11 protein-coding genes and 1 pseudogene are annotated in these 14,381 nt (G+C 52.8%); 6 read left to right on the top strand and 6 right to left on the bottom strand.

Annotation, left to right across the window (positions count from 1 at the left end; all coding sequences use genetic code 11):
• Positions 1–6: 6 nt before the first annotated feature.
• Positions 7–1,500: an aminotransferase-like domain-containing protein gene (locus MJ257_RS11560; RefSeq protein WP_240269383.1), complete on the bottom strand. Its 1,494-nt coding sequence runs from the start codon at positions 1,498–1,500 to the stop codon at positions 7–9.
• Positions 1,501–1,627: 127 nt separating this feature from the next.
• On the opposite strand from MJ257_RS11560, the gene MJ257_RS11555 reads away from it, so the two are divergent.
• Entirely contained in the window at positions 1,628–2,584 is a 957-nt protein-coding gene (locus MJ257_RS11555; protein ID WP_240269382.1) for a DMT family transporter, read from the top strand.
• A gap of 67 nt (positions 2,585–2,651) precedes the next feature.
• Here MJ257_RS11555 and MJ257_RS11550 read toward each other — a convergent pair whose 3' ends face one another.
• From MJ257_RS11550 to MJ257_RS11540, 3 genes are all read right to left on the bottom strand, one after another.
• A complete protein-coding gene (locus MJ257_RS11550; RefSeq protein ID WP_240269381.1) occupies positions 2,652–3,716 on the bottom strand; it encodes a hypothetical protein in 1,065 nt (354 codons plus the stop codon).
• Between the two features lie 164 nt (positions 3,717–3,880).
• Positions 3,881–4,846: a YqhG family protein gene (locus MJ257_RS11545; RefSeq protein ID WP_240269380.1), complete on the bottom strand. Its 966-nt coding sequence runs from the start codon at positions 4,844–4,846 to the stop codon at positions 3,881–3,883.
• 9 nt (positions 4,847–4,855) lie between these two features.
• A complete protein-coding gene (locus MJ257_RS11540; RefSeq protein ID WP_240269379.1) occupies positions 4,856–6,634 on the bottom strand; it encodes a DEAD/DEAH box helicase in 1,779 nt (592 codons plus the stop codon).
• Positions 6,635–7,215: 581 nt separating this feature from the next.
• Between MJ257_RS11540 and MJ257_RS11535 the strand changes: the two genes are divergently transcribed.
• The 4 genes from MJ257_RS11535 (at position 7,216) to MJ257_RS11520 (ending at position 12,494) form a co-directional block, all read left to right on the top strand.
• Positions 7,216–9,816, top strand: a complete 2,601-nt coding sequence (locus MJ257_RS11535) for an adenosylcobalamin-dependent ribonucleoside-diphosphate reductase (protein ID WP_240269378.1) — start codon at positions 7,216–7,218, stop codon at positions 9,814–9,816.
• Positions 9,817–10,071: 255 nt separating this feature from the next.
• Entirely contained in the window at positions 10,072–10,347 is a 276-nt protein-coding gene (locus tag MJ257_RS11530) for an FAD/FMN-containing dehydrogenase (RefSeq protein WP_240269377.1), read from the top strand.
• A 64-nt stretch (positions 10,348–10,411) separates the two neighbouring features.
• Positions 10,412–11,119 carry a response regulator transcription factor gene (locus MJ257_RS11525; protein ID WP_240269376.1) on the top strand — a complete coding sequence of 236 codons (708 nt, stop codon included), beginning with the start codon at positions 10,412–10,414 and terminating at the stop codon, positions 11,117–11,119.
• Positions 11,112–12,494, top strand: coding sequence for a sensor histidine kinase (locus MJ257_RS11520; RefSeq protein ID WP_240269375.1), 1,383 nt, complete (start codon positions 11,112–11,114; stop codon positions 12,492–12,494). Before MJ257_RS11525 ends, MJ257_RS11520 begins: the two co-directional genes overlap by 8 nt.
• Before the next feature lie 39 nt (positions 12,495–12,533).
• Here MJ257_RS11520 and MJ257_RS11515 read toward each other — a convergent pair whose 3' ends face one another.
• Positions 12,534–12,941, bottom strand: coding sequence for a NusG domain II-containing protein (locus tag MJ257_RS11515; RefSeq protein ID WP_240269374.1), 408 nt, complete (start codon positions 12,939–12,941; stop codon positions 12,534–12,536).
• A gap of 117 nt (positions 12,942–13,058) precedes the next feature.
• On the opposite strand from MJ257_RS11515, the pseudogene MJ257_RS11510 reads away from it, so the two are divergent.
• Positions 13,059–13,268: pseudogene (locus MJ257_RS11510) on the top strand (four-helix bundle copper-binding protein); the annotation flags it as partial.
• A 68-nt stretch (positions 13,269–13,336) separates the two neighbouring features.
• Here MJ257_RS11510 and MJ257_RS11505 read toward each other — a convergent pair.
• Entirely contained in the window at positions 13,337–13,855 is a 519-nt protein-coding gene (locus MJ257_RS11505) for a hypothetical protein (protein ID WP_240269373.1), read from the bottom strand.
• Positions 13,856–14,381 lie beyond the last annotated feature (526 nt).

The raw sequence follows: 14,381 nt of genomic DNA, 5'->3' as shown, positions 1-14,381 counted from the left end.
GCATGCTCATTCGCTATGCGCCAGCTCCTCGGCTAATCGAACCAGCAGGTGAACGCCTTCGCGAATCCGCGCTTCATTCATGAACGAATAGCTGAGCCGGATCCAACCGTTCATTTCTCCCAGGGGATCGCAAATCGTTCCGGGGACGAACGTCAATCCGCGCCGGACGCTTTCGGTCATCAGCCGATCGTCGTGAAGTCCGTCAGGGAGGCGGACCCACAGATTCAAACCGCCTTGCGGACGGTAACACTGCCAGCCGGTGCCGGCGGCGAGCGCTCGTTCCATCACGTCCCGGCGAATTTGCAGCGCCGTTCGGAGCTTCTCCAGGTGCAGCTGCAGTCGTACCGATTCGAAGCAGTGCTGGAACAGCTTCTGGTTGACGAGCGGCGTACCGTTGTCGGCGAGCGATTTCGCGGTCAACAGCGGGGCCATCACGGCCGAACGCGCGGCAACGGCGCAAATGCGCAGTCCGGGGGCCAAATACTTGCTGAAGCTGCGCAGGTATACGACCCAACCTTCCGTATCGTAGGAATAGATCGGCGGGGGCGGCGGCTCGTCAAAGTAGACGTCATGAACCGTGTCGTCCTCGACGATCAGGCACCCGTAGCGTTCCGCCAACTCAACCAGCTGCTTGCGTTGAGTGGCCGGTACGGTATATCCCGTCGGATTGTGAAAGGTCGGGTTCGTATAAAACATCCGGGGTTTATGGCGTTTCATATAAGCCTCGACAAGGTCCAGATCATAACCGTCCTTGCGAATCTCCACGGGCATGAGACGAGCGCCCCGCTGACGGAAACAGTCAAGCGCCGAGCTATAGGTTGGGCGTTCCACCAACACGTAATCCATGGGACGAAGAAAAACGCCGGCCAGCAGGTCGATTGCTTGCTGGCCGCCGGTCGTGATCAGCAGTTCGTCGGAGGAGACCTGAAGCTTATCTTTACGCTGCAAGTCCGCGCAGAGGAGTTCCCGCAGCTCCTCGTCTCCCTGAACGGAGGAATAAGTGCCAAGCAGCTTGGGATAGCGGTCGAACACTTGCTTCACGTGATCCGACAGGAACAGGTTCGGCAGCAGGTTCGGATCGATGAGCGCCTGGGAGAACGAGTAGAGGACCGGGATGCGGTGGATCTCGCTCAGGGCATTCTGCAGACGTCCGGACCCGCGCCGGGTTGCGGCCCGCGCATTTTCGCCCGCTCCAGCAGCGGGCAGAATGGAAAACGCAGTTCTTGCCTCCTCGGGTCCGGCAGGTTCATCATGCGGCTTGCCCTCGGAAACGTAATAACCCGACTTTTCCTTCACGTAAACGATTCCGTGTTCCTTCAGCAGCCCGTATGCCCGGAATACGGTTAACCGGTGGAGCTGCAGTTCCCCGGCTAACGCACGTACGGAGGGCAGTTTGTCGTGCGCCTTCCAATCTCCCCGACGAATCCGGTCCAAGAGATAATCATAAACTTGCGTATAGAGAACCTTCCCGGGCTCGGCCGGTTTCGGCATCGGGTTCATCGCCTTCCCTCCTTGCATCACGCATCCATTTTACGCGATAAGCCGCGGCATCTGTTCTGCTTCGGCAAATCTGTTCTGTCTTCTTTCCTGTATGATACAGTTCAATAGGCGAAAGGGGAAGATCTTGATGATTCTGATCAACTATTTGATCGTATGTTTCGTATTCGGCACCACTTTTTTAGCGATAAAAATCGGGGTGGACCATGCGGCGCCTCCGTTTTTTTCGGCGGGACTCCGTTTCTTCGCGGCTGGGGCGATCCTGTTTCTGTGGATGGTTTGGAGAAAAAAGGCAGAATTTGCCTTGCTGTTGCGCAAGGAGATGCTGGTGACGGGAGCCTTGCTGACCTTCGGCACGTTTAGTTTTCTGTACTGGGCCGAGCAATACGTAACCTCAGGCATCGCCGCGGTATTATCGGCCACAGGACCGCTCATGATTCTGCTGATGCAGATGATCGTGTTGCGGCAAAAAGCGACGAGACGAGCCGTCCTGGGCATGATCATCGGATTGGCCGGCGTCCTGCTGCTCGTGCTGCCCAACCTGACTTCGGTGCAGGACGGACCCCGCTGGATCATCGGCTGCGCGGCGATTTTGACCGGAGAAGTGCTATATTCCATGGGTGCACTTTATACGAAACGGGTCACCCAGAGTTACGCGGAGGTGTCGCCGATTGCGCTGAACGCGGCGCAAATGATTTACGGAGGCTTGCTGCTAATCATCCTGTCGAGCTTCACCGAACGGGTGACGGTCGGAAACCTGCTGCAGCCATCCGCCTTAGGCTCGCTGATCTATCTCATCGTGGTGGGTTCGATGGTAGGACACAGCCTGTTTTATTGGCTGGTGGCCAAGACCAACCCGGTATTTCCGTCAACTTGGCTGTACGTATCGCCGCTCATTGCGATGACGATCGGCGTGTTGTTTTACGGGGAAACGGCCGGATGGTTTACGGTGCTGGGCGGGGTCACGATTATCGCCGGCACGGTGCTGACCAACCTGGACAGCTTGCGCCAACTGATTCGCAGACCTGGAAGGTTAACCTCTGGCGCAGCAGGCGGGACGGGGACGATCAGCCAAAAGGTCCGGTAGAGTTCACGCAGCAAAGGCGAGCTCCGGGAAGTTGAACTTCCAGGGACTCGCCTTTTGGAGGAAGGGGCTAAAAGGTGACGAATTTGCCGCTGGACATCAAGGCGTCCAGCGCGATCAGCCGGATGGCGGTATCGGTGCCGGTGACGACGTAAACGGCTTCGGTTCCGGCGGCTTCGGCTGCCGAGGGGCTGCCGTTCGTCCAGGTTTGGTAGCCGTAGACCGGCAAAGGAAAGGAATAAGTGCGTTCGGCTCCGGAAGCCGCGTAGACGAGCTGCCGGCTGGTTTTCAGCTTGCCGATGAAAGCGTCCGGCTTCAGCGCCAATGGCTTGGCCGTCATCCATAACAGGTTGTCGTAGGGATCGAAGCGGGATGACGTATAGACGATGGGGGCGGGCGAGGACGGGGCGCGGCTGCCGGCGGCCAGCCGCGGCGGCGCGTAGCCGCCCGCCTGCTTGTCCCAGCTGCCCGTCGTTTCGGGCAGCCATTCGCCGTCGGCGGCATTGACGAACTGGGGATCGCCGCCTTCGGGCGGGCGAACCATCCACGCGGCCAATGCCGGGCCGGCGTAAAGCGGGACGGCGGTCACCCGTCCCGCGGCGGCTGCGCCGAGGCCGCCCTGGCGGAGCGCGGCCTCGAGCAGCGCCGGGTCGAATACGGAATAGGAGCCCATTCCGTATTCGACCAGCTTGTAATCTCCGCTCTCCGTCGCGGAGATGATGAGGTAGCCGCGCGGGGCCGATGCGCCCTGCGGCGTCCCGGCTTCGCCGCCGGGACCGCTGCCGTCGGCGGCCACGGTGACGAGCCAGCTGTGCGTGCCCGGCCCCAGCGGCTCGATGGCGGTGGCGGCGCCGGCCCAGGCCGTAAACGGCTCGGCTTGTGCCAGCTTGCCGACGGCCTCGGCGGCGAAGCGCCGGAGCGCCTCGGGCGCAGGCGCTTCCGCCGAAGCCCCGAGCGCCGCCAGCGCGGCCGCACCGGGGCCCCCGCCTGCGGCTTCGGCTGCCGCGGCGCTAAGTCCGCCGGGGCTTCCTGCCAGCGGCAGGCCGGCGCCGGATGCGCTATATAAGATGCTTGCGCATAAGAGGATTTTGCAGGTCATGGACCGTTTCGTTTGGGGGTTGCGTGGTTGTGGCATGTGATCGCCTCCTAGCAATTGTTCAGGCTGGATACGCTTGATTTCGATGGCTTGTCCATTGTACCGGAACCGGTCCAAAAAGGATGTTGCAACCTGTCGCGCGGTTTTGCCGTGAACGGCTTCTATTTTTGCGGTCTTTTAGCGAGAAAAGGTCTGATTTCTCGTCACCGCGGCGAACGCAGATGAAAGATGCCGCAGCCCATGGCGGATACGACAATTCTCGGCTCGTACTGCCAGCGGATTTCTTCCCGTCTCGCTTCGTATTGCTCGTTGGCGCTTTGAGCCCGCTCGGGTTCGGGATCCTTCACGAGATCCTTGTAATAGGCGTCGATCAGCGCCAGCTCGTCGTTCAGTCGTTCGCGGGCCTCCTGCGCCCAGGCGTCATCATAGGCGGCGATCCGTTCGGCAAGCCGCTGTTCGAGCGCCTTACGCCCGGCGTCCAGCGATAGCTTGGTAGGTTCGATATGGACATTTTCCGGCAGGCGAGGGACCAGCGGCTTCGTCGCCAGCCGGGTTTGAAACGTTTCATCGACCGCCCCCGTCAGCAGGGATACGCCGTAGTAATGCAGCTCCTCGCGTTTCATATCGCAGCAGAACTCCACCTTGAAGCAGACGCCCAGCCATGGCTCGTAGGCGGCGGGCAGCAGGGCCATCCGCTGGCGTTGCCCCGGCTCCTCGAACAAGTACACATATCGGCCGCCTCTTCGCGCCGCTTCGAATATCTGCTTGAGCCGCGGACTGCCGAACGCCAGCTCCTCGCGCTGAATCCGCCCGGGACCGAGCATCGGAAGCGGCCGGACCGCGCCGAAGTAACGCCCAAGCAAGGTGTCTTCCTGGGCGGCTTCCATTTGCAGTTGCGGACCCGAGCCCGCCTGATCCCGGGCTGCCTTTGACTCTTCGGCCGCCTGGTGCGCCTCCGGGTCAAAAATAAAGGAAAACGACATCGTTTCCGGCTCCGCCCCGGTCCGTTCGATGAACCCCCAATAATAGGGGCGGTTCGTCAAATCGCGGTCTGCGCGGGGGGAGAGCTTCACCGTGACGTGATGGGGCGATTTTTCGAGAAACTGGCATTCGGTCGCTTCCAAATACGTTAAGACATATTCGCGAATCTGTTCATGGGTCATGGACATAACGGCGGATCAACCTCCCAAGAGCTGCTGCAGGCCGCCTTCGTTATCGCCTTCTTCGGCTTCCGCATCCAGCTCGGATTTAATCGTATCGAACTCGCGTCCCAGCGAATCGACGCGGCTGGCGATTTCTTCGTCGCTGCCGGATTCGAGGATGATTTGGTAAATGCTTTTTTCCAGCGAGTGCTGCTTCTCGAACCGTTCCAAAATCACGTCCAGATGGCCAATGACCATTTCGAACATATTGATCTTCTCGTGCAGCAGGTGGAGGATATGCTCTTCGATCGTGCCTTTGGTGGACAGGTTATATATTTGGACGTCATTCGTTTGTCCCAACCGGTGCACGCGGCCGATCCGCTGCTCCACCCGCATCGGGTTCCAGGGCAGATCGAAGTTGATCATCTGATGGCAAAACTGCAGATTGATCCCTTCGCCGCCCGCTTCGGTGGCGATCATCACCTGGGCCCGGCCGCGGAACAGGTCCATCATCCAGTCCTTTTTGCCCCGGTTCATCCCGCCCCGATACGGTACCGCCGTCATGCCGCGGTCGCGAAAATACTTCAGCAAATACTCTTGCGTCGCCCGGTATTCGGTGAACACGATCACCTTATCGTTCATTTCGCGGATCAGCTCCATCGCTTTCTCCGCTTTGCTGTTGGCTTTGATTTGGCGGATCAGGTCGACCAGATCCCAAATCCGGTCGCGGATCGGGGAATCGGGGGCCAGCTTCTTCGACAAGTTGACGAGGGTGACGAAAACGGCGTCGCGGCTGCTGCACACCTCGCGCTGCAGGGTGACGAGCGACAGCATGCTGTTGAGGTCGCCGCCGGCGGCGCTATATTGATCTTTAATGAAGGAAGTAACCCCGTCGTACAGGTTCTTCTCCTCTTGGGATAATTCCACGTCGATGTTGCGGACGATCCGCTTCGTGAACTCCAGTTCACCGTCGCCGCGCCGGTTGCGGATCATTACCTTGGCCAGCTCATCTTTGAGCTGATCCTCGTTCTTCGGCTGCCGTTTGTCGACGACGAAGTTGGCGGCAAATTCGCTTTGCCCGCCTAGTTGGCCCGGCTTGAGCAGCGTGATCAAGTTGAACAGCTCGCCGAGGTCGTTTTGCACCGGGGTGGCGGTGAGGAGCAGGCAATATTTCTTCCGCAGCTGCAGCATGAACTGGTAATTCGTCGTTTTCTTGTTCTTCAGCTTATGGGCTTCGTCCACGATGACCAGATCGTATTCGTTGTTAAGCAAAATGTTCTTGTGCGGGTCGCGCTTCGCGGTATCCATGGACGCAACCACGACGTCGTTGTGCCAGGAATGCTCTTTCTTCTGGGCTACGGCCGGAATGCCGAACTTTTGGTTCAACTCCCGGACCCACTGCAGCACCAGCGAGGCGGGCACTAGAATCAACGCTTTTTTCACTAATCCGCGAACGATGTATTCCTTTAAAATCAAACCTGCTTCGATCGTTTTGCCCAGGCCCACCTCATCGGCCAGAATGGCCCGTCCACGCATTTCGAACAGAACCTTCCGGGCTGTTTCGGTTTGGTGGGGCAACGGGGTTACGCTTTGCAGATGTTTCAAGCACTGCATTTCCTCAAAACTCGTGACAAGCGAAGCGGTTTCGGCCTCAAGGGCAAGGTTAAACAGCTTCCAATCGTCCCAGGGGCCGCCTTTTTCATGTCGGGTCTCCAGTTCGTTGAACCAGCTCCGGTCGAATTCCACGGGAACTTGGGTTGGCAAGTCCGGCGGCGCGGCCGGGTTGGGGAAAGGGCCGGGGGGATGAGGATTCATGATGTAAAACCTCCCTTTTGGTGCATCGTAGGTGTAGTATGGACGAAAATGGAGGAGTTCATAACTTTTGAGAGGAGGGAAGGGGAAGCTTTAGCTTAAACTATGTTGCTGGTCGCTTTGCAGGATTATCCCTTTTAATCAGATTGAAACGAAATAGCGAAACGGTTTACCGAAAGGGAGAATTGGACAAAAGGCCCGGCGGAAAAAACCAGACGCCAAACCCGGCCTGAATTGGAAGTGGTTACATGGCGGTTTCATAGATTCGGGCCTAAAAAATAGAGAGAACCGGAGCAAACGGGTGTTTGGGCGAGCAGCATTCGGAAAAAACCCTAAAATTTCAGTTTGTCCTGCTGTGACAACGAGATATTGTATAGTATAATGGTATTCGCACACAATATATTGTGATTCTTACATAAGATAATACCGTTTATAGGGTGTGCGCAGCGGTTTTCAAGCGGGCGAATTTCGGCTTGAAACAGCGCTTTTTTCGTTTTTTTCGCCTGATTTCGACTATCGGAATCCGGGCGAATGACCGATATAGGGATGGATCTTTGAACCAAACTTTTAGGAGGGTGTTTTCTTTGAAAACTGAGCAGAAACAGCGCCTTGAGGGGCTAAGCGAAAAAATCTTCTTGGACCGGTACGCCTGGAAAGACGCGGATCCTAGCCACGCCAAAGTTGGCGATGTCGTCCTCGTTCTGACGAAGGACGATCCGAAATTCCCAACGAAGGAAGTCGGCGAAGTCGTTGCACGTAAAGGGCGCACGGTGACGGTCAAGACTCGCCGGGGCGAACTGGTGGAGTCGGACGTCGAGAAGCTGACCCTCAATATCGAGAAAACCCCTGAAGAAATGTGGGACCGCCTGGCCCAAGCGATGGCTTCCGTGGAGGAGACGCCGGAGCTGCAGAAGGAATGGCAAGAGAAGTTCCGCTATATTCTGGACGATTGGAAGCTCGTACCGGGCGGACGGATCGCAGCGGGCGCCGGCGCCAGCGACGAGCTGACTTTGTTTAACTGCTACGTGATTCCATCGCCGAAAGACAGCCGCGGCGGCATCATGGAAACCCTGTCGGAGATGACCGAGATTATGGCTCGCGGCGGCGGCGTTGGCATCAACCTGAGCTCCCTGCGTCCGCGCCGTGCGGTCGTGAAAGGCGTAAACGGCTCCTCGAGCGGTGCCGTATCCTGGGGCGGCTTGTTCAGCTATACCACCGGTTTGATCGAGCAGGGCGGCAGCCGTCGCGGCGCGCTGATGCTGATGATCAACGATTGGCATCCGGACGTGCTGGACTTCATCACCGTCAAGCAAACGATGGGCCAAGTGACGAACGCGAACCTGTCGGTATGCGTAAGCAACGGCTTTATGGAAGCCGTGAAGAAAGACCTCGATTGGGAGCTGGTGTTCCCGGATACGACTTACGAGGACTACAACGAAGTCTGGGACGGCGACCTCGACAAATGGAAAGCGGACGGACGCAAAGTCATCCATTACCGCACCGTCAAAGCGCGCGAGATCTGGCACACGATCATCGAATCAGCCTGGAAATCCGCCGAGCCGGGCGTCGTGTTCATGGAATACTACAACCAAATGTCCAACAGCTGGTATTTTAACCCGATCATCTGTACGAATCCGTGCGGCGAGCAAGGTTTGCCGGGCTGGGGCGTGTGCAACCTGTCGGCGATGAACCTGTCCAAGTTCTACGACGAAGAGAACCACGACGTCGCTTGGGACGATCTCGCGACAACGACGCGTTATTCGGTCCGTTTCCTGGATAACGTCATCAATAAAACGCCTTATCATTTTGAAGAAAACGAGAAGAACCAGAAGAAAGAGCGCCGCGTCGGCCTCGGGACGATGGGCCTGGCCGAGCTGATGATCAAGCTGAACATCCGTTACGGCAGCCCGGAATCGCTGGAATTCCTCGATAAATTATATGGCTTCATCGCCAAGGAAGCCTACCTCGCGTCCGCGGACATCGCGGAAGAGAAAGGTTCGTTCCCGGCCTTCGAAGCGGACAAATATTTGCAAAGCGGCTTTATGAAAGTAATGACGGAAGTGTATCCGGAAGTGGGCGAAGCGGTTCGCACGAAAGGCGTCCGCAACGTCACGATCATCACCCAAGCGCCGACCGGCAGCACAGGGACGATGGTCGGCACCTCGACCGGGATCGAACCGTATTTCGCCTTCAAGTATTACCGTCAAAGCCGTCTCGGCTTCGACGAGCAATTCGTGCCGATCGCGCAGGAGTGGATGGACGCGCATCCGGGCGAAACGCTGCCGGATTACTTCGTGACGGCGATGGATTTGTCGGCGGAAGACCATATCCGCGTGCAAGCGGCGATTCAGCGTTGGGTCGACAGCTCAATTTCCAAAACGGCGAACTGCCCGTCCGACTTTACGGTAGAAGAAACGAAGCGCCTGTACGAGCTGGCGTTTGACCTCGGCTGCAAAGGCGTAACGATTTACCGCGACGGCAGCCGTGACGTGCAAGTCCTGCAAACGGAGAAGAAGGAAGAGAAGAAAGAGGAAGCGGCAGCTCCAGAAGTTTCGGCAGCACCGGCTCCAGTGGAACAACAGGCTAGTGCTTCGATTCAAGCAAGCAGCCCGAAAACCGGCGAACAATACAAGAGACGCCCGCAAGTGCTGCATGGCGCAACGTATAAGATCAACACGCCGTTTGGGATGGCGTATATTACGATCAATGATTTGAACGGAATTCCGGGTGAAATCTTCCTCAACGTGGGGAAAGCCGGCTCCGACGTGTTTGCGATGGCGGAAGCGCTTGGCCGCGTCTGCTCGCTGTTCCTGCGTTACGGCGACCATGGCGAGAAGGTCGAGCTGCTGATCAAGCATCTCAAGGGCATCGGCGGCACGGGTGCCATCGGATTTGGTCCGAACCGCGTCGAATCGATCGCGGACGCCGTCGCCAAAGCGCTGGAGACGCACGTGCAAAACGGCCCATATGGCGACCACGACCCGGCGCCGGTGGCTGCAACGATCGCGCATCATGACGAAGTCACGCATGATCCTGGCACTGCGGACGGCTCGCATGGCGGCCACAGCCACGGCAATGCACCGGCGACGTCCCGTGACCTCTGCCCGTCCTGCGGCTCCGCCTCGCTGATCAACATCGAGGGCTGCAAAACTTGCAGCAACTGTGGATATAGCAAGTGCTCGTAAGAAGTTAATACTAACATTAAACTAGGCGCGCGGTTACCGAAGAACTCGGTGACCGCGCTTCTTACTATTTACGCCTTTAAATCAATTTTTTGTCCGCGAAATGGATCAGGGGATGTATCTTTAAACGCAAACAAGCGGCAAAGGCAATCCCTATGTAAAATGATTTATTTTTGTTGCTTTTATAACTTCTTCACAATGTATAAATTAGTTCTTCATATTTAACGTTTATATTATAGTCATAAGGAGGAGATACTGATGAAAAAACTATGGATTGGAATTGCAACGATGGCTTTGGTGATGGGAATTGGAACAGCAGGTGCATATGCGGCTACTACCGATAAAGGCACCGACGATAGCGGTAAAGCAAACAACCCAAGTACTTTTGAGCAAATGTTACCGTATGCTAAACAAATGCATCCTGACCTTTCTGAAGAACAAATCCGAGAGATGTATAATAGCTGCCATGGCGGCAACACCTCGACGGGCATGATGAACAACACGCTACGGGGCAGCAGTATGATGAACTTTTAATACTAAAACCAGTCAGGCCTCGCGAGTTGCGTGAGGCCTTGCCTTATTTATTGAAAGGATTCGTATGGAACAGACAAAAATATTAATTGTCGATGATGAGCTAAACCTTCTCCATGTCATTAAAGCCTATCTGGAGAAACAGGATTACCTGGTTTATGAATCGGACTCAGGGCAGGGGGCGCTTCGACTTTTTGAACAACTGCAACCTGACTTGATTATCTTGGACTTAATGCTTCCGGACCTTTCTGGTGAGGATGTCTGCAAAACGATCCGGAAGAAATCGGATGTCCCCATTTTAATGTTAACTGCAAAAAGCAATGAAGACGACCTTGTCCACGGTCTATTAATCGGGGCAGATGACTACCTTGTTAAACCGTTCAGTCCGCGTGAACTAATAGCCAGGGTGATCAGCTTGTTAAGAAGATCGAAGTCTGCCAGAGCTACGACTCAGGGGAAGAAGATTTCTTTCGGAGGGAACCGTCTGTCTATCGATTCCGAACGTCATGAAATAGTAGTTAAAGGTGAACTCGTTCAGCTTACTCCCATTGAATTCAAATTGCTTGAAACCTTAGCCAAACACCCTAAAAGAGCATTTACCCGTTTTGAACTGGTTAATCTGATTCAAGGCGATGATTTTGAAGGCATGGAACGTACGATCGATGTCCACATCAAGAATATCCGCCAAAAAATCGGTGAAGATCCGAAAAGTCCATCCTTCCTTGTTACAGTGTATGGGGTGGGGTATAAATTTGAGGGGGTTCCCGATGAATAGCGGAGGACTACGTAAAAGACTGTTAATTTCTCATTTAGGCGTAAGCCTTGGTTCACTTCTGCTCATTATGGTCATTGTTTATGTCGTCATGTCCTTCTCATTCGGAAGGTATACGCAGAACCAGCAACAGACAGAGGCGGATACGATAGCTATGGAGTTGGAGAGTTCCTATGATCAAAGTTCAGATGGATGGTCCAACGTTTCTTTAATGTCAGTGTCCCACCAAGCCATGCTTAGGAGCTATAGCATTCGGATTTATGATTCTGATGGCCATTTGATATGGGATACGAAATCCATGGGAAGAATGATGCAAAGTTCAATGGGGACCGAAGTTGATTTAAGTCTACAAAATCATACGAAAGTGATTAAACGAGACATAACGATAGACCATGTGAAAAAGGGTTGGATCGAAATCGAAGGGCTTTCAAATCGTTTCGAAACACAGAATCGACAGTTCCTAGTCCACTTTAACGCCCTGATCTGGGGGGCATTTATTTTAGCCATTGCCGGTGTAACGTTCTACAGCATTTATATGTCAAAAAGCCTGAGTAGACCTTTATTGCGAATTAAACAAATCGCCAATCAAATGAAGGAAGGGGATTTGTCTTCCCGTGTTGCATCGGGGCATCACCAAACGGAGATCGAAGAGGTGGGACGCGCTTTAAACCATTTAGCAGATGCACTGGAGCAAGAAGATCGGTTACGCAAAAATATCACCGCAGATATCGCCCATGAATTACGTACTCCGCTTGCAACGATTCAAAGTCACATTGAAGCTTTTCAAGATGGAGTATGGGAGGCGACGCCCGACAAATTAGAAATATGCCATGGGCAAGTTGTCCGGTTAGTAAAACTAGTTCAGGATTTAGAGAGCTTATCGGCCGTCGAGAATCCGATGCTTAAGCTTAAACAAGAACCGGTTAGGCTGGTTGATGTGATCAGAGAATCCGAGAAAACAGTCAAGGCTCAGTTTAAGGAGAAGCCGATCGATCTAATCATACAGGAAGAGATACCTACTGTTATAACTGGTGACGCTGGACGGCTGATTCAAGTTTTTGTGAACCTGTTGAATAACGCTTATAAATACACCAGCGAAGGGTCCATCGATATTCGTATAATTGAAACTGCTGATCATGTGAATGTAAGCATTTCAGACACGGGGACGGGCATTGCATCCGATGAGTTGCCGCATATATTTGAACGCTTCTATCGCGGAGATAAATCTCGGAATCGTAGAACAGGCGGTGCGGGAATCGGATTGGCCATCGTAAAAGCGATCGTAGAAGCACACGGCGGCAGTATTGATGTTGAGAGTAAAATCAATCAAGGTACCCGGTTCACATTACATTTTCCCAAATATCAAAATAAAAGATGAGCTGTCTTATAAGAAGCGCTCATCTAGTCATGCATCGACTTAGCTTACATAAGCATCGACCTCGTTGTCGGGATTGCTGTGATCTGATCCATTGACTTCAATTAACATTCTTAATGGTAAACAGATGATTACTTCTTTGGGCTTAGATATTAATCCGAAGGTAAAGCAAATCTTTTGCGGACAATCAGATTCGATGACTTCAATCCCTTTGTCATGAACCTTCAGAATATCATAGCCTATCTCAGTTTTCACTTCGATGATTTGGGGTTCATCGGTAAGCTTCACCGTCTTGGATACCTCATTATCTACTCGAATCGTTGCATAATCATCCTGGTTCGTGGTCGTGTCACTATCGTTTGTGAGCCATCTGGCTCCCATTAATAATATGGCTAGTGAAACAATACAACCAATCAAGATTAAATCGCCTTTTTTAAGATGATGTTCCATCAGTTGGTCATCCCCAGAATATGTTCTCTATAAATTGTAACCGAAAAATGTGTGTTTTCTTTGTAGAAACGATGTGATGTACATAACAATTGAAATTCTGAATATAAAATCAACTTCCGATTGGACCGGGAATGTACGGATATTTGCGCTTTCACTGCACAAGCGATGTCCATGAACAGCTCTTATGCGAAACAGATCTGTAAAGTCTGTGCGGAAGTTTGTGAAGCATGCGGAAACGAATGCAAAAAGCATGAACCTGAGCATTGCCAACAATGTGCGGAAACATGTTTTAGATGTGCCGAAGCATGCCGTAAAATGGCCGCATAATTAAAAACCCTAAAACCCGTTTCCATCGGGTTTTAGGGTTTTTAAATCGTCTGGAATGTGATCCATAATTACATGATAAATAAGTCTGCAGCCAGAAATAAACAAATCGTCGAAAACATCCAAATGGGGTTGGATATAAGGAATGATTTCTTGTGTAGATCTCCAGTGGCGATCTCTCCGTGTATCAGAATAAAGACAAGGAACAGGATTGCGATCGTAAACAAAGATATAATATACAACATGGTATGGGTTGAAGATGGGGGTATCATAACTAAAAGCATTACCCCCATCATTCCTCCCATGACTCCGGATAATAATCCGTCTAATATTGCCATAAGCCCCTTTGGCCATCCGATCAATGTTCCAGTAAAGCCGCCTACTAACATACTAAGCAAAGTAGTTCCGAAAAAGTTGTCTGATATGATTACCGTCAGGAGGCTACCCATTCCCAAACCGACAGACATTCCCACTGCCATCGCTGTCATCATGCCTGTCATACTACTTAACTGAGCACGAAAAGTCATGATAAAGAAATATACCCATGCCGATAGAATAAAAAACAACGCAATAAATGGGATGAAGTTCAACGATTATACCCCCTATACCTATATTATACTTCATGATATGGCTTGTTTATTTTAAATATTCGCCCCGAGTATGTGATTGAAAAGAATAGGGGGAGGGGGGGTATTGTTTGAGATAAGAGGAGGGTGCAGTATGAATTCGACAATTAATTCCGTGAAACAAGTAACGGAGAATAATAAAGAAGAGCCCATTAATTAATTGGGCTCTTTTCTTACATTACACCGTTTTTGCGATTTTTTCTAACACTCTTAAATCTGATCCCGAATTTGCACATGGCATCACAATTTTGACGGAGGTCTGAGAATAGCACATAAGAAATGGGGAATTGAACTCCTTGTTGAAACGAAGGCCTTAATAATCGAAAATTCACCGAGCTTCTTGCCATTCCAATCCCGTCTGTTGCATTTCTGAAGCGGTTGAGTTCGACGACAACAAGGTTTCTTTGGATGAGATTAAAGACGCCATTAATAAGACGGGATACACAGTAAATTAAACGATTAGTTCAAAATTTACTGAATGCCAGTTGCT

This window comes from Paenibacillus timonensis (assembly GCF_022427145.1).
In the GTDB taxonomy this organism is placed as follows: Bacteria; Bacillota; Bacilli; order Paenibacillales; family Paenibacillaceae; genus Fontibacillus; species Fontibacillus timonensis.
This window is presented reverse-complemented; position numbering and strand designations above follow the sequence as displayed.